At 73.8% G+C, this 21,441-nt stretch carries 22 protein-coding genes; 13 read left to right on the top strand and 9 right to left on the bottom strand.

Annotated features, from left to right (window positions below; genetic code table 11):
- Positions 1-433 precede the first annotated feature (433 nt).
- Positions 434-2,233: an FAD-binding dehydrogenase gene (locus tag LTT61_RS32360; RefSeq protein ID WP_233017798.1), complete on the bottom strand. Its 1,800-nt coding sequence runs from the start codon at positions 2,231-2,233 to the stop codon at positions 434-436.
- A 171-nt stretch (positions 2,234-2,404) separates the two neighbouring features.
- Here LTT61_RS32360 and LTT61_RS32355 point away from each other — a divergent pair, with 171 nt between their 5' ends.
- The 5 genes from LTT61_RS32355 (at position 2,405) to LTT61_RS32335 (ending at position 5,821) form a co-directional block, all read left to right on the top strand.
- The gene (locus tag LTT61_RS32355; protein WP_233017797.1) at positions 2,405-2,836 is read left to right on the top strand and encodes an SRPBCC domain-containing protein; all 432 of its coding nucleotides are present in this window, start codon (positions 2,405-2,407) and stop codon (positions 2,834-2,836) included.
- Positions 2,826-3,173, top strand: a complete 348-nt coding sequence (locus tag LTT61_RS32350; RefSeq protein ID WP_233017796.1) for an ArsR/SmtB family transcription factor — start codon at positions 2,826-2,828, stop codon at positions 3,171-3,173. The genes LTT61_RS32355 and LTT61_RS32350 overlap by 11 nt, the downstream gene beginning before the upstream one ends.
- Positions 3,170-3,682, top strand: a complete 513-nt coding sequence (locus LTT61_RS32345) for an SRPBCC family protein (RefSeq protein ID WP_233017795.1) — start codon at positions 3,170-3,172, stop codon at positions 3,680-3,682. The genes LTT61_RS32350 and LTT61_RS32345 overlap by 4 nt, the downstream gene beginning before the upstream one ends.
- A gap of 140 nt (positions 3,683-3,822) precedes the next feature.
- Positions 3,823-4,836, top strand: coding sequence for an acyl-CoA dehydrogenase family protein (locus LTT61_RS32340; protein WP_233017794.1), 1,014 nt, complete (start codon positions 3,823-3,825; stop codon positions 4,834-4,836).
- A 13-nt stretch (positions 4,837-4,849) separates the two neighbouring features.
- The gene (locus tag LTT61_RS32335) at positions 4,850-5,821 is read left to right on the top strand and encodes a TauD/TfdA dioxygenase family protein (protein ID WP_233017793.1); all 972 of its coding nucleotides are present in this window, start codon (positions 4,850-4,852) and stop codon (positions 5,819-5,821) included.
- Between the two features lie 21 nt (positions 5,822-5,842).
- Here LTT61_RS32335 and LTT61_RS32330 read toward each other — a convergent pair whose 3' ends face one another.
- Positions 5,843-6,280, bottom strand: coding sequence for a winged helix-turn-helix transcriptional regulator (locus LTT61_RS32330; protein WP_233017792.1), 438 nt, complete (start codon positions 6,278-6,280; stop codon positions 5,843-5,845).
- A gap of 89 nt (positions 6,281-6,369) precedes the next feature.
- Between LTT61_RS32330 and LTT61_RS32325 the strand changes: the two genes are divergently transcribed.
- Both LTT61_RS32325 and LTT61_RS32320 read left to right on the top strand, forming a co-directional pair.
- Positions 6,370-7,770: a DHA2 family efflux MFS transporter permease subunit gene (locus LTT61_RS32325; RefSeq protein ID WP_233017791.1), complete on the top strand. Its 1,401-nt coding sequence runs from the start codon at positions 6,370-6,372 to the stop codon at positions 7,768-7,770.
- Positions 7,767-8,435, top strand: a complete 669-nt coding sequence (locus LTT61_RS32320) for an SGNH/GDSL hydrolase family protein (protein WP_233017790.1) — start codon at positions 7,767-7,769, stop codon at positions 8,433-8,435. Before LTT61_RS32325 ends, LTT61_RS32320 begins: the two co-directional genes overlap by 4 nt.
- Here LTT61_RS32320 and LTT61_RS32315 read toward each other — a convergent pair.
- Positions 8,426-9,928 carry a flavin-containing monooxygenase gene (locus LTT61_RS32315; RefSeq protein ID WP_233017789.1) on the bottom strand — a complete coding sequence of 501 codons (1,503 nt, stop codon included), beginning with the start codon at positions 9,926-9,928 and terminating at the stop codon, positions 8,426-8,428. The two genes, LTT61_RS32320 and LTT61_RS32315, sit on opposite strands and share 10 nt — an antisense overlap.
- A gap of 100 nt (positions 9,929-10,028) precedes the next feature.
- Positions 10,029-10,655: a TetR/AcrR family transcriptional regulator gene (locus tag LTT61_RS32310; protein WP_233017788.1), complete on the bottom strand. Its 627-nt coding sequence runs from the start codon at positions 10,653-10,655 to the stop codon at positions 10,029-10,031.
- Positions 10,656-10,751: 96 nt separating this feature from the next.
- On the opposite strand from LTT61_RS32310, the gene LTT61_RS32305 reads away from it, so the two are divergent.
- The 3 genes from LTT61_RS32305 to LTT61_RS32295 are packed head-to-tail and all read left to right on the top strand — an operon-like array spanning position 10,752 to position 13,232.
- Positions 10,752-11,738: an alpha/beta hydrolase gene (locus LTT61_RS32305; RefSeq protein ID WP_269821830.1), complete on the top strand. Its 987-nt coding sequence runs from the start codon at positions 10,752-10,754 to the stop codon at positions 11,736-11,738.
- Positions 11,739-11,760: 22 nt separating this feature from the next.
- The gene (locus tag LTT61_RS32300; protein WP_233017787.1) at positions 11,761-12,429 is read left to right on the top strand and encodes a hypothetical protein; all 669 of its coding nucleotides are present in this window, start codon (positions 11,761-11,763) and stop codon (positions 12,427-12,429) included.
- Positions 12,426-13,232 (top strand): SDR family NAD(P)-dependent oxidoreductase, encoded by an 807-nt coding sequence (locus LTT61_RS32295; RefSeq protein ID WP_233017786.1) that lies wholly within the window; start codon positions 12,426-12,428, stop codon positions 13,230-13,232. The genes LTT61_RS32300 and LTT61_RS32295 overlap by 4 nt, the downstream gene beginning before the upstream one ends.
- On the opposite strand, the gene LTT61_RS32290 is transcribed toward LTT61_RS32295, so the two are convergent.
- The 3 genes from LTT61_RS32290 to LTT61_RS32280 all read right to left on the bottom strand — a co-directional run bounded on the left by LTT61_RS32290 (position 13,208) and on the right by LTT61_RS32280 (position 15,352).
- On the bottom strand, positions 13,208-14,695 hold the full coding sequence (locus tag LTT61_RS32290) for a Mur ligase family protein (RefSeq protein ID WP_233017785.1): 1,488 nt from the start codon (positions 14,693-14,695) through the stop codon (positions 13,208-13,210). The two genes, LTT61_RS32295 and LTT61_RS32290, sit on opposite strands and share 25 nt — an antisense overlap.
- A gap of 76 nt (positions 14,696-14,771) precedes the next feature.
- Positions 14,772-14,912 carry a hypothetical protein gene (locus LTT61_RS32285; RefSeq protein WP_233017784.1) on the bottom strand — a complete coding sequence of 47 codons (141 nt, stop codon included), beginning with the start codon at positions 14,910-14,912 and terminating at the stop codon, positions 14,772-14,774.
- A complete protein-coding gene (locus tag LTT61_RS32280; protein WP_233017783.1) occupies positions 14,909-15,352 on the bottom strand; it encodes a hypothetical protein in 444 nt (147 codons plus the stop codon). Before LTT61_RS32280 ends, LTT61_RS32285 begins: the two co-directional genes overlap by 4 nt.
- Before the next feature lie 201 nt (positions 15,353-15,553).
- Between LTT61_RS32280 and LTT61_RS32275 the strand changes: the two genes are divergently transcribed.
- Positions 15,554-16,765: an acyl-CoA dehydrogenase family protein gene (locus LTT61_RS32275; RefSeq protein WP_233017782.1), complete on the top strand. Its 1,212-nt coding sequence runs from the start codon at positions 15,554-15,556 to the stop codon at positions 16,763-16,765.
- A complete protein-coding gene (locus tag LTT61_RS32270) occupies positions 16,762-17,778 on the top strand; it encodes a phosphotransferase family protein (protein ID WP_233017781.1) in 1,017 nt (338 codons plus the stop codon). Before LTT61_RS32275 ends, LTT61_RS32270 begins: the two co-directional genes overlap by 4 nt.
- Before the next feature lie 4 nt (positions 17,779-17,782).
- On the opposite strand, the gene LTT61_RS32265 is transcribed toward LTT61_RS32270, so the two are convergent.
- Together LTT61_RS32265 and LTT61_RS32260 are read right to left on the bottom strand one after the other, a co-directional pair.
- Positions 17,783-18,331: a TetR/AcrR family transcriptional regulator gene (locus tag LTT61_RS32265; protein ID WP_233017780.1), complete on the bottom strand. Its 549-nt coding sequence runs from the start codon at positions 18,329-18,331 to the stop codon at positions 17,783-17,785.
- The gene (locus LTT61_RS32260) at positions 18,328-20,268 is read right to left on the bottom strand and encodes an MFS transporter (RefSeq protein ID WP_233017779.1); all 1,941 of its coding nucleotides are present in this window, start codon (positions 20,266-20,268) and stop codon (positions 18,328-18,330) included. Before LTT61_RS32260 ends, LTT61_RS32265 begins: the two co-directional genes overlap by 4 nt.
- A 96-nt stretch (positions 20,269-20,364) precedes the next feature.
- Here LTT61_RS32260 and LTT61_RS32255 point away from each other — a divergent pair, with 96 nt between their 5' ends.
- Positions 20,365-21,441: an enoyl-CoA hydratase/isomerase family protein gene (locus LTT61_RS32255; protein ID WP_233017778.1), complete on the top strand. Its 1,077-nt coding sequence runs from the start codon at positions 20,365-20,367 to the stop codon at positions 21,439-21,441.

Below are 21,441 nucleotides of genomic sequence, written 5' to 3'. Positions count from 1 at the left end.
ACCCGGCTGTCGCCTGATCACGGCGGCCGAGACCGGACCGTGATCCCTTCCGGACAAAACTGCTGGTCGCCGTAGTTCGCCGACTGTTGCCCCGGCAGCTCGGTACCGCCCCCGGAGCCGGCACCCGGCGCACAGGGGACCCTCGCATCGCGCACCGAACTCCGTCGCATACCGTCTGCCGCCGTCCCTGCTGCTTTCGACCCGCTCCGCAGCTGATGCAACAAAGTGTTTGATGCGCATAGCGCAATGTGTACATGTCTCGAACCAGGCCGGAGACTGCCGAGACCCGAAGGTCTCGGCAGCTCGGTATCCGAGATGATGCGACCCGCACCGGCGGCACGAGCCCCATCGGCGGCCATGCTACAGCCGACCCAGCCGCGCGCAACGCCCTATCCCCCGAAACCGTTGTGGCGCATCCCCGTCGGCTTCCCGGTCAGGCACTTTCGCGGGCGGCGGCGCGCCCCGCCTCGCGCCCGGAGAACAGGCAGCCGCCGAGGAAGGTGCCCTCCAGCGCGCGGTACCCGTGCACTCCCCCGCCGCCGAATCCGGCCGCCTCGCCCGCCGCGTACAGCCCGGGGATCGGGGCGCCCGCGGCGTCGAGCACCCGCCCGGCGAGGTCGGTCTGCAATCCGCCGAGGGTCTTCCTGGTGAGGATGTTCATCCGGATGGCGATGAGCGGCCCGGCGGCGGGGTCGAGCAGGCGGTGCGGCTCGGTGGTGCGGGCGAGGCTGTCGCCGATGTAGGCGCGGGAGCGGCGCAGCGCGACGATGCCGGGGTCGGTGCTGGCCGGGTTGCCGATCTCGGCGTCGCGCGCGGCGATCTGCGTCTGCATGGCGTCGAGGGCGATGCGGTCGGTGCCGGTGAGCCGGTTCATCCCGGCGACCAGTTCGGGGAGGGTATCGGCGATGACGAAGTCCTCGCCCCGGTCCAGGAAATTCCGCACCGGCGGCGGGGTGTCGTTGAAGGCGCGCATGGCGAGGTAGCCGACGAGGTCCTTGGCGGTCAGCTCCGGGTTCTGCTCGGAGCCCGACAGCACGAACTCCTTGTCGACGATCCGCTTGTTGAGCACGAACCAGGAGTAGTCGTAGCCGGTCGCGGTGATCAGCTCGAGCGTGCCGAGGGTGTCGACGCTGGGGATGCCCGGACTGGGGAACCGCCTGCCGACGGCGTCGAACCACATCGAGGACGGCGCGGCCAGCACCCGGATCCCGTGCCCGGGCCAGATCGGCGACGGGTTGACGATGCCCTCGGTGTAGTGCCACATGCGGTCCCGGTTCACCAGCCGCGCGCCCGCCGCCTCGGCGATGCCGAGCATCCGCCCGTCGACGTGCGCGGGCACCCCGGTGCTCAGCCGGGCAGGCGGGGCGCCGAGCCGGGCGGGCCAATTACGCCGCACCAGTTCGTGATTCGCGCCGATGCCGCCGGAGGTCACGATGACGATCGGGGCGCGCAGCTCGAACTCGCCGACCTCGGTGCGCGAGCTCGGCGTGCCGCGCGCGGCGCCGCTCGGCTCCAGGATGGCGCCGCGCACCCCGGAGATCGCGCCGCCGGTGGTGACCAGCTCGTCCACCCGGTGCCGGAACGCGAGGGTGAGCAGCCGCTCCGGCGCCTGCCGCACCTTGCGCTCGAACGGCTCCACCACCCCCGGCCCGGTGCCGAGCGTGATGTGGAAGCGCGGCACCGAGTTGCCCGGGGTCTGCGGCCCCTCGCCGCGCTCGGCCCAGCCGACGATCGGCACCCAGCGCACGCCCTCCCGGAAGAGCCACGCCTGCTTCTCCTCGGCGGCGAAGTGCAGGTAGGCCTCGGCCCAGCGGGCGGCCCAGTGGTCCTCGCCGAGCGGGTCGCCGACCCCGCGATCGAAGCCGGCCGTGCGGAACCAGTCCGCGCGCGCCAGCTCGAAGGAGTCCCTGATCCCGGCGACCTTCTGCTCCACCGAGCCGACGAGGAAGAGCCCGCCGAGCGACCAGAACGCCTGCCCGCCCAGGCTCGCCTCCGGCTCCTGGTCGAGCAGCAGCACGCGGCGCCCCGCGGCGACGAGCTCGCCGGTGGCGACCAGCCCCGCCAGCCCGGCGCCGACGACGATGGCGTCGGCGTCACCGCCGCCCGGCGCGGCCCAGGCGGGGTTCGTGCCGAGCGCGGCGTTCGTGCCGAGCGCGGCGAGGGTGGTGGCGGCCGCCGCGCCGCCGAGCAGGCCGCGGCGGGTGATTCCGCTGTCGCCAGGGTGAGAAGGCATCGTCGCACTGTCCTCGATGGCAGGGATCCGGTTACCGGATGGTAGGGATCCGGGTCCGCGGGCGACAACCACCCAACTGGTCAACTGACCGAATCGGCACACACCTTGACGCAACCGAAAGGTTGCAATAGCGTCTATGGCAATCAACTGGTTGCTATAGAGGAGCACGACATGAGCTTTCCCGACCGCATCGTCCGCACCATCGACCTCACCCAGCCGCCCGCCACCGTCTGGGCGGCGGTCACCACCGCCGAGGGGCTCGGCGGCTGGTTCGGCGACAGCGCCCGCATCGACCTGCGCCCCGGTGGCGCCGCCCAGCTCACCTGGTCGGGCGAGCACACCGAGCACCTGCGGGTGGAGCGGGTCGAGGAGCCGTCGGTCTTCGGCTTCACCTGGCACATCCACGGCCTGCCGGAGGACGACCCACGCCGCACCTACGTCGAGTTCACCCTGGAGCCGGCAGGCTCCGGTACCAGGCTCACCGTGGTGGAGACCGGGTTCGCGCAGCTCACCGACGACGCGCACAGGGTCGCGTTCGACGGCAACACCGACGGCTGGGCCAAGGAGCTCGCCGAGCTCGACCGGTACCTCGATGCGGCCTGAACTCGAGGCCACCGCCGAGCGGGTCTTCACCGCGCTCGCCGACCCGAGCAGGCGCTCGATCCTCGCCACCCTCGCCGCGGACGGCCCCGCCACCGCGACCGGCCTCGCCGACCGGCTCCCCATCACCAGGCAGGCGATCGCCAAGCACCTCGCCCTGCTCGCGGAGGCGGGGCTGGTGATCGCCGAGCCCGGCGAGCGCCGCCGCGTCCGCTACCACCTCGACTCCGCGCCGATGCGGGTGGCCCAGCAATTCCTCGCCGCGCTGGCGCGGGACTGGGACGGCCCGCTCGCCGCGCTCCGCGCCCATCTGGACCGTCAGGAAGGAAATCCCCAATGAGCACAACTGATTTCACCGTCACCATCACCGTCGACGCCACCCGCGAGCAGGCTTTCGCGGCGATCGAAGACGTGCGCGGCTGGTGGTCGGAGACCATCGTCGGCAGCACCGGAACGGTGGGCGACAGCTACCGCTTCGAGGTGCCCGACGTGCACCGCTGCACCATGACCACCACCGAGTCCGTGCCCGGCGAGCGCCTGGTCTGGCACGTCACCGACTCGTTCCTGTCCTTCGTCGCGGACACCGCGGAGTGGGAGGACACCGATGTGGTCTTCGACCTCGCCGAGCGCGACGGCCGCACCGAGATCCGCTTCACCCACGTCGGCCTGCACCCCGCGGGCGAGTGCTACGACGTGTGCACGAACGCTTGGGGCGGTTACCTCACGAACAGCCTGTACAACCTGATCACGACGGGAGCGGGTGACCCGTTCCGGCGCGAGTCCACCATCGAGACCGAGGCGGCCAAGCACGGCAACACCGAACTGCTCGGTCTCGGTGGCGGCGCGTAATGCCTTGACGCGCAATGCAGCCGCGCCCACCGTTGCACTCGCGCTGACTCCATTCCTTCCGCCCCGCACCGCCGCCTCCTACCGTCACCCTTGCCACGTCGCTCGCGGACGGGTGACGCAAGACGAGGGGACAGTGCGCCATGACAGATCTCGCCGCTCCACCGATCCGGGCGACGCTGGAGCCGGGCGTGCTGCCCGAGGCGCTGCTGCGCGGCTTCCACGAGCGGGCGCCGGAGTACGACCGCGAGAACCGCTTCTTCGCCGAGGACCTCGACGAGCTCAGGGCGATCGGCTACCTGCGCGCGGCGATCCCGGTGAGCCACGGCGGGCTGGGGTGGACGCTGCCGCAGTTCAACCGGGCGCAGCGGGCGCTCGCGTACTGGGCGCCCGCCACCGCGCTCGGCGTGAACATGCACCTGTACTGGACCGGTCCGCTGGCCGACCGGATCGCCGCGGGCGACAGCTCGCTGGACCGGCTGGGCATCCACGCCCGCGACGACAGCGACCCGGAGCGGCCGCGCATCGTGCACGCCTTCGTCCCGCGGACCAGCGAGGGTGTGCGCACGGTCGAGACCTGGGACACGCTCGGCGTGCGGGCCACCGCCAGCCACGACACCGTGCTGACCGACGTGTTCGTAGCCACCGAGCACGTGGCCGACGTCTACGACACGGGCGACAACCCCGGCCCGTTCATCGCCTCGATCCTGCCGTGGGCGATCCCGGCGCTGGTCAACGTCTACCTCGGCATCGCAAGGCGGGCCGCCGACGTGGCGCTGGAGCAGGCGCGGACCAGGACCGTGCTGAGCCTGGGCAACCGCCCGGTCGGCGGGAAGCCGTTCGTGCAGTACCACGCGGCCGAGGCCGAGCTGGCGCTGGAGGCGGCCACCGCGCACCTCGACCACATCACCGAGCGGCTGGCCCGCGGGGACGACCTCGGCGACCGGCTGCTGCTCGCGCTGTTCGCAGTCAAGGAGAACGGCACCCGCAGCGCGCGCGACGTCGTCGACCTCGCGCTGGAGATCGGCGGCGGCGGCTCCATCCACCGCCGCAACGAGCTGGAGCGGCTCTACCGGGACGTGCGCGCGGGCAGTTTCCACCCGCCGAGCAGCGACAGCGTCCGCGAATACATCGGCAACTTCCTGCTCGGCGAATGAGGAGATCGGGACAATGACACTCGCACAGAACGACATCCGGGCCGACCGCGAGGCCGGCGCCGCGGAGATCTACCGGCAGGGCGGGATCACCGTCGAGAAGCTCGGTGCGCACATCGGCGCGCGGATCGGCGCCGTCCGGCTCGGCGGCGACCTGCCCGCCGAGCGGGTCGAGGCGATCCGACTGGCGCTCGCCATCAATAGGGTCGTCGTCTTCGAGGGCCAGCACCAGCTCGACGACGAATCCCAGTACGCCTTCGCCGAGCTGCTCGGCACGCCCACCGAGCCGCACCCGACGCTGACCTCCAAGGGCGCCAGGCTGCTCACCATCGACGGCGCCGCCAACAGCTGGCACACCGACGTCACCTTCGTCGACCGCATCCCCAAGGCCTCGATCCTGCGCGCCGTCACCCTCCCCGGCTACGGCGGCGCCACCACCTGGGCCTCGACCGTCGCCGCCTACGAGCAGCTACCCCCCGCGCTGCGCGCGCTCACCGAGGAGCTGTGGGCGACGCACAGCAACCTCTACGACTACGCGGCCCAGACCAGCACAGCCGGGCGCACCACCCCCGCGAACTACCAGGAGTTCACCAGCACCGAGTACGAGACGGTGCACCCCGTCGTCCGAGTGCACCCGGAGACCGGCGAGCGCTCGCTGCTGCTCGGCCACTTCGCCAAGAGCTTCATCGGGCTCGGCTCCGCCGAGTTCCACTCGCTGTACCAGCTGTTGCAGGCGCGAATCATCAAGCTGGAGAACACGTTTTGGTGGAACTGGCGGCTCGGCGACATCGCGATCTGGGACAACCGGGCCACCCAGCACTACGGGATCGCCGACTACGGGAACCAGGAGCGCGAGCTGCACCGGATCACGCTCGCCGGGGACGTGCCGGTGGACGTCAACGGCACCACAGGCCGGGTCGTCAAGGGCGATGCCGCGCACTACAGCGACATCCAGCCCTCACCCCGCCTGGAGCTCTTCGCCGCCTGAGCGCGCGGGCCGCACCGGAATTCAGGGATGCGGCGTCAGCGATCCCGACTCGAACGGGTCTCCGCAGGCGGAGCAGTGCAGCGCGCCGACGAACTCGTGCCCGCAGCTGTGGTCGAACCGCACCGGATCGGCGCCGTCGCGCACGTACTCGTGCCCCCAGCGCTTGAGCGCGAGCAGCACCGGCGCGAGGGCGCGCCCGGACTCGGTCAGCCGGTAGGCGTAGCGGGCGGGCCGCTCGCTGTACTGCTCGCGGGCGATGACCCCGTGCTCGACGAGCTTGCGCAGCCGGGCCGTCGCGATATCGCGCGGCGCCCCGGTGTTGCGCACGACCTCGGTGAAGCGCTGCTGGGCGTAGAAGAGCTCGCGCACGATCAGCAGGCTCCAGCGATCGCCGACGACCTCGAGGGCGTCGGCGATCGTGCAGTCGCGCGGGGTCTTCCCGGCAGGTGCCGCTGGCATGGCCCCATTCTCCACCCCAGTGGGTTGCTTTTTCAAACCCACTCCCCCACGATGAGTGAGTTCGCTTTTCCAACTCACTGGGAGTGGCTGTGCCCCCTACGGATTCACGACCCCGCACCGGCCAGGTAGCCCCCGAGGCCGCCACCGGGACCATCGCACTGCTCTGCGCCGCCACGTTCATGACGATGCTCGACCTGTTCATCGTGAACGTGGCCTTCACCTCGATCGGGGCGAGTTACCCCGGCTCCTCGCTCGCCGCGCTCAGCTGGGTCCTGACCGGGTACATCGTGGTGTACGCGGCCTGCCTGGTGCCTGCGGGCAGCCTCTGCGATCGGTACGGGCGCAAGCGGGGATTCCTCGTCGGGCTGGGGCTGTTCACGCTCGCCGGGCTCGGCTGCGCGGTGGCGCCGACGCTCGGCGTGCTGATCGGCTTCCGGGTGCTCCAGGCGATCGGCGCGGCGGTGCTGACCCCGGCCGGCCTCGGACTGATCCTGGAGGTGCTGCCGGCGGACCGCCGGGCCGGCGCGGTGCGGATCTGGGCCACCAGCTCGTCGTTCGCCGGCGCGCTCGGCCCGGTGATCGGCGGGCTGCTGGCGGAGGGATCGTGGCGGTGGGCGTTCCTGCTCAACCTGCCCATCGGGCTGGTCGCGCTGGTGGTGGCCGCGCGGCTGCTTCCGCCGTCGACGCCGTCCGCGCGGACGCGGATTCCCGACCCGGTCGGCGCGCTGGCCATCGCGGTCGCGGTCGGCGGCGTGTCGTTCGGGCTGGTGCGGGCCGGGGAGTGGGGCTGGGGCTCGCCCCGGATGCTGCTGACGGCGGCGGTCGCGGCGCTCGCCGTCGCGCTGCTGGTGCACCGGGTCCGCGTCCATCCGGCGCCGGTGATTCCGCCGAAGCTGTTCCGCGCGCCCGGGTTCGGCGTCGCCAACCTGACGATTCTGCTCTTCACCGGCGCGTTCAGCGCGGTCTTCCTGAGCGTGGCGCTGTGGCTGGCGAACGTCGCCGGGTACGGCCCGCTCGAGGCCGGGCTCGCCCTGCTGCCGGGCCCGCTGGCCGTTCCGCTCTTCGCGGCGCTCACCCAGCGCGTGGCCGCGGGGGTGCGGCCCGGGCACGTGGTGGCGGCCGGGCTGGCGGTGTTCGGGCTCGGCTCGGCGCTGCTCGCGCTCGGCGGCGGGGTGGAGTACGCCACCGGCGTCCTGCCCGGGTGGGTCGTGATCGGGGCCGGGATCGGGATCGCCATGCCGACCGTGATCGGCGCCGCCGTCGCCGGGCTGCCCCCCGCGGACACCGCGACGGGGAGCGCGGTGGTCAATACCGCGCGCCAGGCCGGGTACGCGCTGGGCGTCGCCGCGCTGGTGACGATCCTCGGCAGCCGGGCCGAGCTCTCCGCGGGCAGCGGCTTCCGGCAGGGCTGGATCTTCATCACGGTGCTCGTCCTCGCGGGCGCGGTGACCGCGCTCGGCATCCGGCCGGAGCGGGTGGCGAGCCGATGACCGCGCGATTCCTGGCAGCGACCGAGGCCGCCGACCCCGACGTGCTCGCCCCCGACGCCGCCGCGGCGCTGCTCGCGGCCGCCCCGTGGCGCCGGTTCGGCGTCTTCGGCGACAGCCTCTCGCTCGGCGTCGGCGACGCCACCCCGGGGTACGAGGACCTCGGCTGGCCGGACCGGGTCGCGCGCGCACTCCGGCTGAACAGACCCGACCTCGCCTACCTGAACACGGCGCGGGTCGGCGTCACCACCGCGCACGCGCTGCGCGAGCAGGCCGGGCGCATCGAGGCGTTCGAACCCGACCTGCTGCACCTGAACAGCGGCGCGAACGACATCATCCGCCGCACCCCGGACTGGCACCGGATCGAGGACGATCTCGGCGCCATGTACGCCTGGGCGCGCGGCACGGGCGCCCGGCTGAGCGTCTTCACCCTCGGCCGGGCCTTCCTGATCCCCGCGTTCCCGGACTTCACCGACCGCGTCGCCCGGCTCAACGACCTCACCCGTGCCCTGGCCGGGGAGCACGGCGCGGCCGTCGCCGACTGCTGGGCGCACCCGCTCAACGACCGCCCCGACCTGCTCAGCGCGGACGGCATCCACTTCGCCACGACCGGGCAGGCGGTGATCGCGAGCCTGCTGGTGCGGGCGCTGGCGGCCGGTCAGGCGTAGCTGTAGTCGTCGAGCGGGAAGGTGCGGCTGGTCCACCAGGCCTGCAGCCCGGTGGTCGGGCGCAGCGAGCTGAAGTCGCCGTGGTGGTCGAAGTAGTAGCTGCCCGCCGGGGCGCAGTTGCTGATGGCGAGCAGCGAGTTCGCGGCGCGGGCCCGGACGAACTCCAGGAACCGCGCGTTCGCCTCCGGCCGGACGGCGATCCGGTCGGCGCCGCGGCGCTCGGCCTCGCGCAGCACCCGGATGATGTGGCCGGCCTGGGTCTCGACCATGACGTGGTAGGAGCCGCCGGACCAGGAGTAGGGGCCGAAGAGCGAGAAGGCGTTCGGCAGCTGCGGCAGGCTGACGCCCTCGTAGGACTGCAGCGGCTCGTGCTCGAAGAACTCGGCCAGGTCGAAGCCGTCGGAGGTGCGCACCGGGGAGATCCGGTAGTTGACCGGCTCGTGCGCAAAGTGGAAGCCGGTGGCGAGCACGAGGACGTCGAGCTCGTGCTCGGTGCCGTCCGCGGTGCGGATGCCGGTGGCGGTGACGCGCTCGATGGGGTCGGTGACGAGCGCGACGTCGTCCCTGGCGAAGGTGCGGTACCAGGCGTTGGAGACGCTCGGGCGCTTGCAGCCGAAGTCGTACTCCGGGGTGAGCGCCGCGCGCAGCCCGGCATCGCGCACCTGGCTGCGCAGCAGCGCCCTGCTGGTGGCCGAGAGCCCGCGGGCCAGCGGCGCGACCGAGCGGCCGTAGGCGGCGACCGCGACGAGCAGCGCCTCGACCTGGGCGGTGAACGCGTAGCGGAGCAGGTGCTGCGCCCCTGGCACGCCCGCCAGGGCGCGTTGCACCGGCTCGGGCACCGGCAGGTCGAGCTTGGGCAGCACGTGGATGGCGCGGCGCTGGAACACGCTCAGGTGCGCCGCCCGCTCGGCGACGTGCGGCACCAGCTGCACGGCGCTGGCGCCGGTGCCGACCACGCCGACCCGCAGCCCGGTGAGGTCGCGGTCGTGATCCCAGTGCTGGGACCGCATGACGGCGCCGGTGAAGTCGGCGAGCCCGGGGATCGCGGGGGTGCGCGCGTTCACGAACGGGCCGAGCGCGCTGATGACGTAGCGGCTGGTGAACTCGGTGTCGCCGGTGCGCAGGTGCCAGCGCCGCTCACCCTCGTCCCAGCGCCGCTCCAGCACCTCGGTGCCGAACTCGATGTGCCGAGCGATGTCGTACTTGCGCACGCAGTGGTCGAGGTACGCCTTGATCTCCTCGCCCCTGGGGAAGAGCCGTGACCAGTGCGGATTCTTCTCGAAGGAGTACTGGTAGCTGAAGGAGGGCACGTCGGCGCCGACGCCGGGGTAGGTGTTGTCGCGCCAGACGCCCCCGATGTCGCCTGCCCGCTCGAGCACGGTGAAGTCCTCGATGCCGTTGCGGCGCAGCAGGATCGCCATGCCGATCCCGGCGATGCCGGCGCCGATGATCACGATGTTTCGGTCGGGGGTGGAACGGGATTCGGTGATCATCGGCGCGGGTCCTTCCGGGCGGACAGCAAGCAGTAACGGTCGCTTCAATATGAAGCGCATGTTTCAACTTGTGGCCCGCCCTTGTCAAGGGCCGCGCGCGTCAGCCCTGCTCGCGCACCGCCCCGAGCACCGCGAAGACCACGGCGACCGCCGCGTCCGCGAGCCGGTCGCGCCCGACGGCGAGCCGCCCGTCGGTCCACTCCAGGTACAGCGAGACCAGGCTGCCGCCGAGCGCGGCCGCGCCGAGCGCCAGCTCCTCGTCGCCGTCGGGGACCACCGCGCCCGCCTCCGCGCCGAGGATCGGGATGAGCAGCCGCAGGAAGGCGGGGGCGCGGTCGGCGCTGTGCGCGCGCAGGGTGTCGTCGGCGAGCGGCTCGCGCAGCAGGATCCGGGCGCGGCCGGGCTCCTCCTCGAAGTACCGCGCGCAGATCTCGAAGATCTCCCTGATGGCGGCGCGCAGCCCGGCCGCGGTGGAGACACCGCGCATGCGCTCGAAGAGCCGCGTCTCCACCCGGTCGTAGACCGCGATCACGAGATCCTCGCGGGTGTCGAAGGTTTCGTAGAAGTAGCGCGGGCTCAGGTTCGTCTGCCGCATGACCGCGCGGGTGGTCACCGCGGCGGCGCCGCCGGTGCCGAGCAGTTCCTCGCCGACATCGAGCATCTGCTCACGGCGATCCAGGGAGCGGTCCCGCAGGGTCTGCCCGCGCCACAGCTTCGGAGAGCTCATGCGGCGATCTTCCCATCCCGGGGCGGTATTGACATCAACCGTTTCAAGATGAAACGCTTGCTTCATCTTTTTCGGACGTGCCAGAGAGGCGACGCCATGACTCCCACCACCAGGCACCACTTCGGCGCGGGCGCCCGCCGCCACCCCAGCCTGCGCTCCCGGCTCGCCACCGCCGCGGTGCGCGAACTGGTCCGCCCGGTGCTGCGCCTGGTGCCCATCTCCCCGCTCGCGCTGCGCGCCGGTTCGCTGGTCGATGCCGGCGCGCGGCTGCTGCCGGTGCGCACCGCCGTCCGGGTCGAGCCGGTGCGCGGGGCGGAGGTGCGGGGGGCGGTGCTGCGCGCCGCCGGTGTCGCGGCGGGGTTCGGCGCAGGCGCGCTGCTCTATTTCCACGGTGGCGGTTTCGTCGCGGGCGGGCTGCACACGCACCGCCGCTTCGCCGCCGAGCTCACCCTGGCGACGGGGTTGCCGGTGGTCCAGGTGCGCTACCGCTACCTGCCCGAGGCGACGGTGCCGGAGTCGGTGCGCGACTGCCTGGCCGCCTACCGCTGGCTGCTCGAGCGGGGCGCCGCGCCGGGGTCGGTGGTCTTCGCGGGCGACTCGGCAGGCGGCTTCCTCGCGCTGAGCACCGCGATCGCCGCCGCCGCCGCGCAGCTACCGGCCCCGGCCGCGGTGGTCGCGCTCAGCCCCTGGCTCGACCTGGATCTGACCGCCAAGCTCGCGCACCGCAATGCCGCCACCGAGGCATACCTGCCGACCGCCGCCTTCCCGCGCATCGCCGAACTGGGCTGCACCCGCGACGGCCGCCTCGACCTCGCGCTCTCCCCCGTCTCCGGCACGCTGGCCGGGCTGCCGCCGACGCTGCTCGCCGCCTGCGACGACGAGTTCCTCCGGCTCGACTCCGAGGTCATGGCCGAGCGGCTGACCGCGGCGGGCGTGCCGTGCGAGCTGCACCTCTGGTACGGCCAGATCCACGCCTTCCCGGTCGTCTTCCCCTACCTGCCGGAGAGCCGCGCGCTCACCGCCGAGATCGCGCGCTTCGCCCGCGCGCACATCCGCCCCGCGGCCGCGACCGCCGCGGCCTGAACTCGCCCCCGAAAGGAATCCCGTGACCATTCCGTCCGCACTCGCCACCGAGACCGGCGACCATCCAGCGGCGCTGCTCGACGAGCTCCGCGAACTGACCGCGACGGCGCCCGCCCGCGCCCGCCTCGCCTGCTGGGACCACGTGCTGGCGGCGAGCGCCGCCGACGACCGCGCGCTGCTCGACGCGCTCTTCGCCGCGGGCACCGCGCCGCGGCTGCACGGCGACTACGAGGGCATCGTGGTCGGCAAGCTCTTCGGCATGCCGGAGCTGACGCTGCTCAACCCGGTGGTCGCGATCGAGCCCGGCTGGGTCGGCAAGAGCTTCGACGCCGCCACCGGCACCGGCGCCAACCGGCTCAACCGGCTGGCCTACCTCGCGCTGCGGGCCGCGGTCCCCGGCTACCGGGGCTGGGTGCGCAGCGGCACCGGGTACCGCGGCTTCCGGTTCACGCACCGGGTCGAGCAGGCGGTGCTGGCTCCGCACAACCAGGTTGTCGCGGTGACCTACACCGACCCGGTGCTCGGCAACCCGGGCAGCCGGGTGGTGCCGATCGAACGGGTCAGGGACGAGATCGTCGAGCTGGTGCCGGGGGTGTACCTTGGCCGGGCGCAGCTGCGGTCGACCGGCGGTGAGTTCCGCGCGGTCGGCTACTTCGCCCTGCGCGCGCCGCGGCCGGGGGTGCGGCGATGACCCGGCTCGACGGCGCGACCGCCTGCGTCACCGGCGGGGCACGGGGAATCGGCCGGGCCACCGCGCTCGCGCTGGCCGCGCGCGGTGCCCGGGTATGGATCGGCGATATCGACGCGGCCGCGGCGGAGGCGACGGCGGCCGAGATCGGCGGGCACGCGGCCCCGCTGGACGTCACCGACCCGGAGAGCTTCGCCGCGTTCCTGGCGGCCGCGGCGGCGAGCGGGCCGGTGCAGATCCTGGTGAACAACGCGGGCATCATGCGGCTCGCCCCCTACCTGGAGCTGGATCTCGCGGGGCACCACCGCGAGCTGGCGATCAACGTGGGCGGGGTGGTCAACGGGATGAGCCTGGCGCTGCCGGGCATGGTGGCGCGCGGGCGCGGCCACATCGTCAATGTGGCCTCGATGGCGGCGAAGGTGACCACGCCGGGCGCGGCGGTGTACTGCGCCTCCAAGTTCGCGGTCGCCGCGCTCTCCCGTGCGGTCCGCGCCGAGCTGGACGGCACCGGGGTGAGCGTCACCACCGTCATGCCCGCGGCGGTGCACACCGAGCTCACCTCGGGGGTGAACCTGGCGCTGCAGCCCACCCTGCAGCCCGGGGAGGTGGGCGAGGCCATCGCCGACACCGTGCGGCACCGGCGCGCCGAGGTGACGATTCCGCGCTGGCTGGCGCCGATGGGCACGGTCGAGCAGGGCGTCCCCGAAGCGGCGCTGCGCCTGGTGAAGCGGCGCTTCGTCGGCCGCGCCCCCGGGCAGTACGACGCCCGGCGGCGCCGCGCCTACCTGGACCGCATCGAGGGCTGAGGCGCCGGTGCCGGGCGACGCTCGCGCAGCGCCGCCTCCAGCTCGGCGCGGTCGTCGAAGTGCCTGGTCGTGGCGCCGTAGCGCTGCACGGTGTCGGCGCCGCGGCCCGCGAGCAGCACCAGGTCGCCGGGGCGGGCGGCGGCGACGGCGTGCCGGATGGCGGCGCCCCGGTCGGCGATCTCGACGGTCGCGCCGCCGGTGGCGCCCGCGAGCACCTGGCGGCGCAGGTCGGGCGCGGATTCGTGCTCCGGGCTCTCGTCGGTGACCACGACGAGGTCGGCCCGGTGCGCCGCGGTCCGGCCGAGCGCCGCGCGCTTGCCCGCATCCCGGTCGCCGGTCGCGCCGATCACCATGATGAGCCTGCCCGCGGTGGCGGTCCTGGCCCAGGAGAGCACCGCGCGCTGGCCGTCCTCGTTGTGCGCGTAGTCGACGAAGGCGAGGAAGTCCTGACCGGCGTCGACCCGCTCCAGCCGCCCCGGCACCACCCCGAGCCCGGCCATCCCCGCCGCGGCGAGCTCGGGGTCGATTCCCGCGCCCGCCAGGACGGCAAGCGCGGTCAGGGCATTGCGCACCTGGTGGGTGCCGAGCAGCCGCAGCCGCACCGGGAAGGAGCCGGCCGGGCCGTGCGCGCGGAAGCGGGTTCCGGTCAGCTCGGCGTGGATGTCGGTGGCCCGCCAGTCCGCGGCGACCCCGGGCGTCGTGGTGCAGGTGACGGTGGGCAGCAACGCCCGCTCGGCGAGCCGCAGCCCCCAGAGGTCGTCGACGGCTACCACCGCGCGCTCGCTGCGCGCGGGGTCGAAGAGCGCGGCCTTGGCCGCGAAGTAGCTCTCCATCGAGCCGTGGTGGTCGAGGTGGTCGCGGGCGAGGCCGGTGAAGGCGACGCAGGCGAAGTGCGTGCCGTCCACCCGGTGCTCGGTGAGCCCGTGCGACGACACCTCGAGCACCGCCGCGCCCGCGCCGTCGGCGACGCAGCGGGCCAGGTGCCTGGCGATGACATCGGCCTCCGGGGTGGTCCGGGTCGCCGGTTCCGAGCCTGCCGGGGTCCGGGCGACGATGCCGCCGAGCAGCCCGCGCCGGATTCCGGCGCCCGCCAGCCCCGCGTCGAGCAGGTAGGTGGTCGAGGTCTTGCCGTTGGTTCCGGTCACCCCGAAGACCGGAAGCTGCCGCGAGGGGTCGCCGTGCAGCCGGGCGGCCAGCGGGCCGAGCGCGGGCCGCGGCGCCGCGACCACCAGGGTGGGCAGCGTGCGCGCGGGCCGGTCGCTGACCACCGCCACCGCGCCGCGGCGCCGCGCCTGCTCCTCGAAGTCGAGGCCGTGGTGCCGCTGCCCGGGCAGCGCGAACCACAGCGTGCCCGGCTCGACCGCCCGCGAGTCGGCGGCGACGTCGGTGACGGGTGCGTCCCCGGCCCCCGGCGGGAGCGGGCAGCGCAGATCGCGGGCGATATCGGCGAGCGTGACGGGCACCAGGCGTTCCTTCCGGCCACGAAAGCCCGGCGGGCCCTCGAGAGTAGTTCGGCGCGGAATACCCCGGGGAGGCGAGCTACTCCTCCGGATCGGCGGCCGCGCGCCACCGCTCCAGCACCGACTCCGCCTGGATCAGCTGTTGGCGCAGGGTCACGGCAAGGCCGGTGGTCAGGACACCCGTCGCCAGCGCGCCGATCTCGGCGAGCAGCCTGCTCACCGCTCGCCCCGCCGGTGCCGCCAGTAGGTGAGGTAGGCGTTGCGGTCGGTGAGGTACCAGACCCGCAGGATGCCGATCGGGGTCCAGCACTGCGCGGAGATCGCGCCGGGCAGCCGGTCGGCGGCGGGCGGGGCGGTGCGCAGCGCCGCGGCCCAGCGGGCGGCGACATCGGCGGGCTCCGGGTAGCGGTCGGTGCGCGCGGCCAGCACCGGCGGCGCGTCGTGCACCCGCATCCAGCGCACCGGCGGCAGGTGCGCGGCGGCGCCGTTGACGTAGTCGCTGAGCGCGCGCTCGCGGGCGCGGGTGAGCGCGGGGCCGGAGCGTCCGGCGGTGGCCGCGCGGACGGCGCGGCGCAGCGCGGCCGGGTCGAGGACGAGCCCGGCCGCCGTCACCGCCGGGGCGGGGGCGTCGGGAGCTGCGTGCTGGTCATGGACGGACATCCTTTCGGCGAGCGCGACGATCCCGGTACTCCGAACCTAGGGCCCGCACCCGCCGCTGTCTGTCGGTGATCCGACCGAATCGCACCGGCAACCGCCGAGTAGCCGCCAACCCATCGCGCACGGTCAATACAGCGGCACGCTAGGCTAATGGTCATTAGCCCGCGCCGGCCGAGGTGCGGGCGGGATTCCGACGGGAGCGTCATGACGGTGGAGCTGTCGTACTCGGACGAGGTCACCGGCCTCGTCACCCGCACCGAGGCCTTCGTGCGGGAGGTGGTGCTCCCGGTCGAGGACGCCAACGGCGGCGACATCGCCGTCGCGGGCTCCGACAAGATCCGGGTCGAGCTGCAGGGCGAGGCGCGGAGCCGCGGCATCTTCGCCCCGCACGCGCCGGTCGAGTACGGCGGGCTCGGGCTGGACATGAGCGACCGCGCGCCGGTCTTCGAGGCCGCGGGGTACTCGCTCTTCGGGCCGCTCGCGGTGCACATCGCCGCCCCGGACGAGGGCAACGTGCACCTGCTCGCGCACGTCGCGAGCCCGGAGCAGAAGCAGCGGTTCCTCGCGCCGCTCGCACACGGCGACCAGCGCTCGGCCTTCGCCATGACCGAGCCCGCCCCCGGCGCGGGCTCGGACCCCTCCGCGCTCACCACCCGGGCGGAGAAGGCCCCGGGCGGCTGGAAGATCAGCGGCCACAAGTGGTTCATCACCGGCGCGGACGGCGCCGGGTTCTTCATCATCATGGCCCGCACCTCCGGCGCGCCCGGCGACCGCGGCGGCGCCACCATGTTCCTCAGCCCGGCCGACGCGCCCGGGCTGCGGGTGGAGCGCCACATCAGCACGCTGGACCGCTCGATGATCGGCGGACACTGCGAGGTCTTCTTCGACGATCTCTTCGTCCCCGACGAGGCCGTGCTCGGCGCGGTCGACGAGGGGTTCGCCTACGCCCAGGTGCGGCTCGGCCCGGCCCGGATGACCCACGTCATGCGCTGGCTCGGCGCCGCCAGGCGCGCGCACGACATCGCCGTCGCGCACGTGGCGCAGCGCCGCGGCTTCGGCTCGGTGCTCGGCGATCTCGGCATGGTGCAGCAACTGGTCGCCGACAACGAGATCGACATCGCCGCCACCCGCGCCCTGCTGGTGCGCGCCTGCTGGGAGCTGGACCAGGGCGGCGCCGCCGCGAACGCGACCGCCATCGCCAAGACCTTCGGCGCCGAGGCGATCGGGCGGATCGTGGACCGCTCGGTGCAGATGTGCGGCGGGCTCGGCGTCTCCGACGACCTGCCGCTGGCCCGGCTCTCCCGCGAGGTCCGGCCGTTCCGGGTCTACGACGGGCCGTCCGAGGTGCACCGCTGGGCGCTGGCCAAGCGGGTCGTCGGCGCCGCCAAGCGGGCCGCGCGGGAGCAGGCGCGGTGACCGCGACCGTGCACGAGGGGCTCGATCCGGTCGCGCTGCGGCGGTTCTTCGCCGAGCGGGACGTCGCGGTCGACGGCGAGCTGCGGGCCGAGCTGATCTCCGGCGGCAAGTCCAACCTGACCTTCCTGATCACCGACGGCCGCACCCGCTGGGTGCTGCGCCGCCCGCCGACCGCCGGGCTCACCCCGTCCGCGCACGACATGGCGCGTGAGTTCCGGGTCTGCGCGGCGCTGCGGGGCAGCGGGGTGCCGGTGGCGCCGACGGTCGCGCTCTGCACCGACGAGCAGGTGATGGGGGCGCCGTTCGCGGTGACCGGGTTCGTCGACGGGCAGGTCGTCCGCACCGCCGACGATCTCGCCGCCTTCTCCGACGCCGAGATCACCGCCTGCACCGACGAACTCATCCGGGTGCTCGCCGCGCTGCACGAGATCGATCCCGTCGCGGTCGGGCTGGCCGGCTTCGGTCGCCCCGAGGGGTACCTGACCAGGCAGGTCGCGCTGTGGGCGCGGCAGTGGGAGCGAGTGAAGACCCGCGAGCTGCCCGACCTGCACCGGCTGCACGACCGGCTCGCCGCCGCCGTCCCGGCCCGCTCGGCGGTCTCGATCGTGCACGGCGACTACCGCATCGACAACACCATCCTGGCCGCGCCCGGCCGGGTCGCCGCGGTGGTGGACTGGGAGCTCTCCACGCTCGGCGACCCGCTCGCCGACCTGGCCCAGATGTGCACCTACCGCCACGCCGCGCTCGACGCCATCATCGGCGAGACCGCGGCCTGGACCAGCCCGCGGCTGCCCGGCCCCGACGAGCTCGCGCAGCGCTACGCCGAGCGCACCGGCCGCGACCTCGGCGAGTGGGGCTTCTACCTGGGGCTGGCGCACCTCAAGCTCGCGGTGATCGCCGAGGGGATCACGCACCGGCACCGGGCCGGGGCGACCGAGGGCGACGGGTTCGAGCACGCGCACCTGGCGGTCGGGCCGCTGGTGGCGGCGGGGCTGGCGGCGCTCGGCGGGTAGCCGGTCACCCGTCGCCGTCGACGATCCGCTGGACCAGCGCGCCGTAGCGCCGGATCAGCGCCTCGTCGTCGATGGCGGCGGGGTCGAGCAGCTCGAGGTGGCGCAGCGCGGCGGCGAGCCCGAGCAGCTGCGCCATGACGAGCTGGGCGCGCAGCCGGTCCGGCGCGGTGTCGCCGATCCGCTCCGCGACGGCGTCCAGGTAGCGGGTGCGGACGTCGGCGCGGGTGCGCGCCGGATCGTCGGATTCCCGGATGAGCACCGGCGCCATCGCCCACGGCTCCGGCTCGTCGGTGCGGCGCCGCTCCACCAGCCGCCGCACCATGAGCACGCCGGGCGGCTCGCCCGCGGGCGGCGGCGCCTCGTCCAGCGCGGCGCCGGAGGGGTCGGCGGCGGCGAACAGCTCGGCCTTGCTCCCGGTCAGCTTCATGACGAGCGCGGGCGAGCAGCCCGCGGCGGCGGCGATGTCCTTGATCGTGGTCGCGGTGTAGCCGCGCCGGGCGAAGAGCTCGCGCGCGGCCGCGATCACCGTGTCGCGGGAGGAGCGGTCGCTCACCGCGCCCCCTGCAGCGCGTGGTCCAGCTCGAAGTCGACCTCGGCCGGCCGGGTCAGCACGGCGACGTGCCTGGTCGCGGTGCGCCGGTCGGCGGCGAGCACGGTCACCAGGTAGCGCCCGCTCGGCGGCTGCGCGAGCTCGTAGCCGCCGTCGCTGCCGGTGACGGTGGCCGCCACGTACTCCCCGCTGGCCTTGACCAGGCTGATCATCGCGCCCGCGCACGGCTCCCCCGCCGCGGTGACCCGGCCCCGCAGGCTGAGCCGCCGGGTCAGCACGACACTGGGCCGCTCCGAGTCCGCGGCCAGCTCCATGACCTGCGACTCCGGCGCCCACCCGTCCGCCCCGGTGATCACCAGGTACGGCCCGGGTGCGGGCAGCACCACGGTGAACTCCCCCGCGTTGTCGGCGCGCCCCCAGTCGGCGGGCTCGCCGGTGGTGCGCAGCACGGTGACCACGGCGTGCCGGATCGGCTCACCGCCGCCCCGCACCGTCCCGGTGACCACCAGCTCGTCGGGGAGCTCGCCGTCGTCGGGCACCGGTTCGGCGGGCAGCTCGATCCGCGGGATGAAGAACGCGACCGCTGTCGCCACCGCGGCGGCCACCGCCGCGATGACGAACACCAGCTGGAAGGCGGCGAACGCGGGCAGCCGCTCGCCGCCGACCTCGAGGGTGATCGTGGTGAGCAGTGCGGAGATGAGCGCGCTGGAGATCGCGGTGCCCACCGAGCGCAGCAGCGTGTTGAGCCCGTTCGCCGAGGCGGTCTCGGTGATCGGCACCGACCCCATGATCAGCATCGGCATGGCCGCGTAGGCGATGGCGGTGCCCACCATCACGAACATCGCGCCGCCGATGACCAGCGGCACCGAGCCGTTGAGCAGGACGCGCACCAGGTAGGCGACGGCGAGGATCGTCGTCCCCGTCATCAGGGTGTACTTGGCCCCGATTCGCCTGATCAGCCGTGCCGAGATCGGTGCGAAGACCACCATCACCAACCCGGCGGGCATCATGCAGAGCCCCGCCGCCAGCACCGAGAGCCCGAAGCCGTACCCGGTGCCGACCGGCATGGTCAGCTCCTGGATGGTGGCCAGCATGTTCGCGTACATGGAGACCCCGCAGAGCAGCGCCGCGACATTGGTCAGCAGCACCGGGCGGCGCGCGGAGGTGCGCAGGTCGACCATGGGCAGGCTGACCCGCAGCTCGAACGGGAACCAGACCGCGAAGCCGAGCACCGCGACGGCCGCCGCGCCGAGCGTGTAGCCGCTCGTCCACCCCCACGAACCGCCCTTGGAGATCACCAGCAGCAGCGCCACCAGCGCGATCGAGAGCAGCACCGCGCCGCCGAAGTCGAACCGGCCGCGCGTGCGGACCGCGGACTCCGGCACGACGGCGAGCACCGCGGCGAAGAGCAGCGCCGCCGCGATCGCGGAGAGCCAGAAGATCGACTGCCAGCCCAGGTGCTCGTAGAGCACGCCGGGAAGCGGCAGCCCCAGCGCCCCGCCGATGCCGAGCGTCGCGCTCATCAGCGCCGTCGCCCCCGCGACCTTGGCGCGCGGCAGCTCGTCGCGCAGCATGGCGATGCCGATCGGCACCAGCGCCGAGGCCAGCCCCTGCAGGCCGCGCCCGACCAGCACCGCGAGGAAGGTCCCGCCGAGCGCGGCGATCAGCGACCCGGCCACGATGGTGCCCAGCGACACCAGCATCATGAGCCGCTTGCCGAACATGTCCGCGAGCCGGGACAGGATCGGCGTCGCTACCGCGGCGCAGAGCAGCGTGATCGTCACCAGCCAGGAGGCGCTCGGGTAGTCGACCCCGAGGATCTCCGGGAATTCGCCGAGCAGCGGCACCACCAGGGTGTGCTGCAGCGCCACCACGACGCCGGAGAGGCAGAGCACCGCGGTGAGCAGCCGATTCGGCGGCGCTTTCGCCGGACTGTGCACGCGAGCTCCTTACCGGGACGAACGAACGTTCCCCCCGAGGTGAACACACGTTCACCTCTGGATGCAACCCGGAACCCGGCGTGCGACCATCGAGTCATGACACCGCCACCGACGCTCGCGGCCGTCTCGGTGGAGCAGCTCGCCGACTCCGCGCTCGGCGCCTCGTTCAGCACGCTCGACTCCGCCGGGGTGCCGTCGACGCCGCTGGTCGTGGTCGATGTGGACGAAACCGGGTGGAGCGCGGCGACTGTCGCGGCGGCGTGCGCCGTGCTGGCCGACCCGGCGAGTCCGGTCGCCATCGGCATCGCCACCCGCCGTCCGCCGCAGGCGGCCGATCCGCTGCTGGCCGCGCTGACCTGCACGCTGGCACCGGAGGAGTGGTCGCCCCGGGTGGTGGCCGAGCCCGACAGCCTGCCCTTGATCGTCGAAGCGGTAGCTCGGGCGCCGCTGGCCGCCCTGGCGATGAACGGGCTGCTGCGGCTGACCGCAGGGGCTCCGGTCGCTTCCGGGCTGGTCGCGGAGTCGCTGGCGTACTCCATGCTGCTCGCCGGTGACGAGTTCGCCGCCTGGCGGGCCGCCCGGCCGGTGCGGCCCGTTCCCGATCCGGTCGCCCCGCCGGTGCTGGCCGAGCGCAGCGGCGACCGGCTCGACCTCACGCTCAACCGCCCCGAGCGGCGCAATGCCTTCGCCCGCGAGGTCCGCGACGCGCTGCTGGAAGCGCTCGACATCGCCGCGCTGGATCCCGGGGTCACCGAGGTGCACCTGCACGGGGCCGGGCCGGATTTCTGCAGCGGCGGGGACCTGGACGAATTCGGCACCGCGACGCACGCCCCCACCTCGCACGCGGTCCGGTTGCAGCGCAGTGCGGGGTACGCCCTGCATCGGCTGGCCGTCCGGCCCGGCACCACCGTGCACGCGCACCTGCACGGGTCGTGCATCGGGGCCGGGCTCGAGGTTCCCGCCTTCGCCACCCGTGTGCACGTCGCCGCCGATGCGCGGCTGCGGTTGCCCGAGCTGTCCATGGGGTTGGTGCCAGGGGCGGGCGGGACGGTCGGGGTGGTGCATCGGATCGGGCGCTGGCGGGCGGCGTGGATGGTGTTGACCGGGGCCTATGTCGACGCGGAGACGGCGGTGCGGTGGGGGTTGGCCGATACGCTGCGGGAGCGGGCGTAG

The organism is Nocardia asteroides, assembly GCF_021183625.1.
Classification (GTDB): domain Bacteria; phylum Actinomycetota; class Actinomycetes; order Mycobacteriales; family Mycobacteriaceae; genus Nocardia; species Nocardia asteroides_A.
This window is presented reverse-complemented; position numbering and strand designations above follow the sequence as displayed.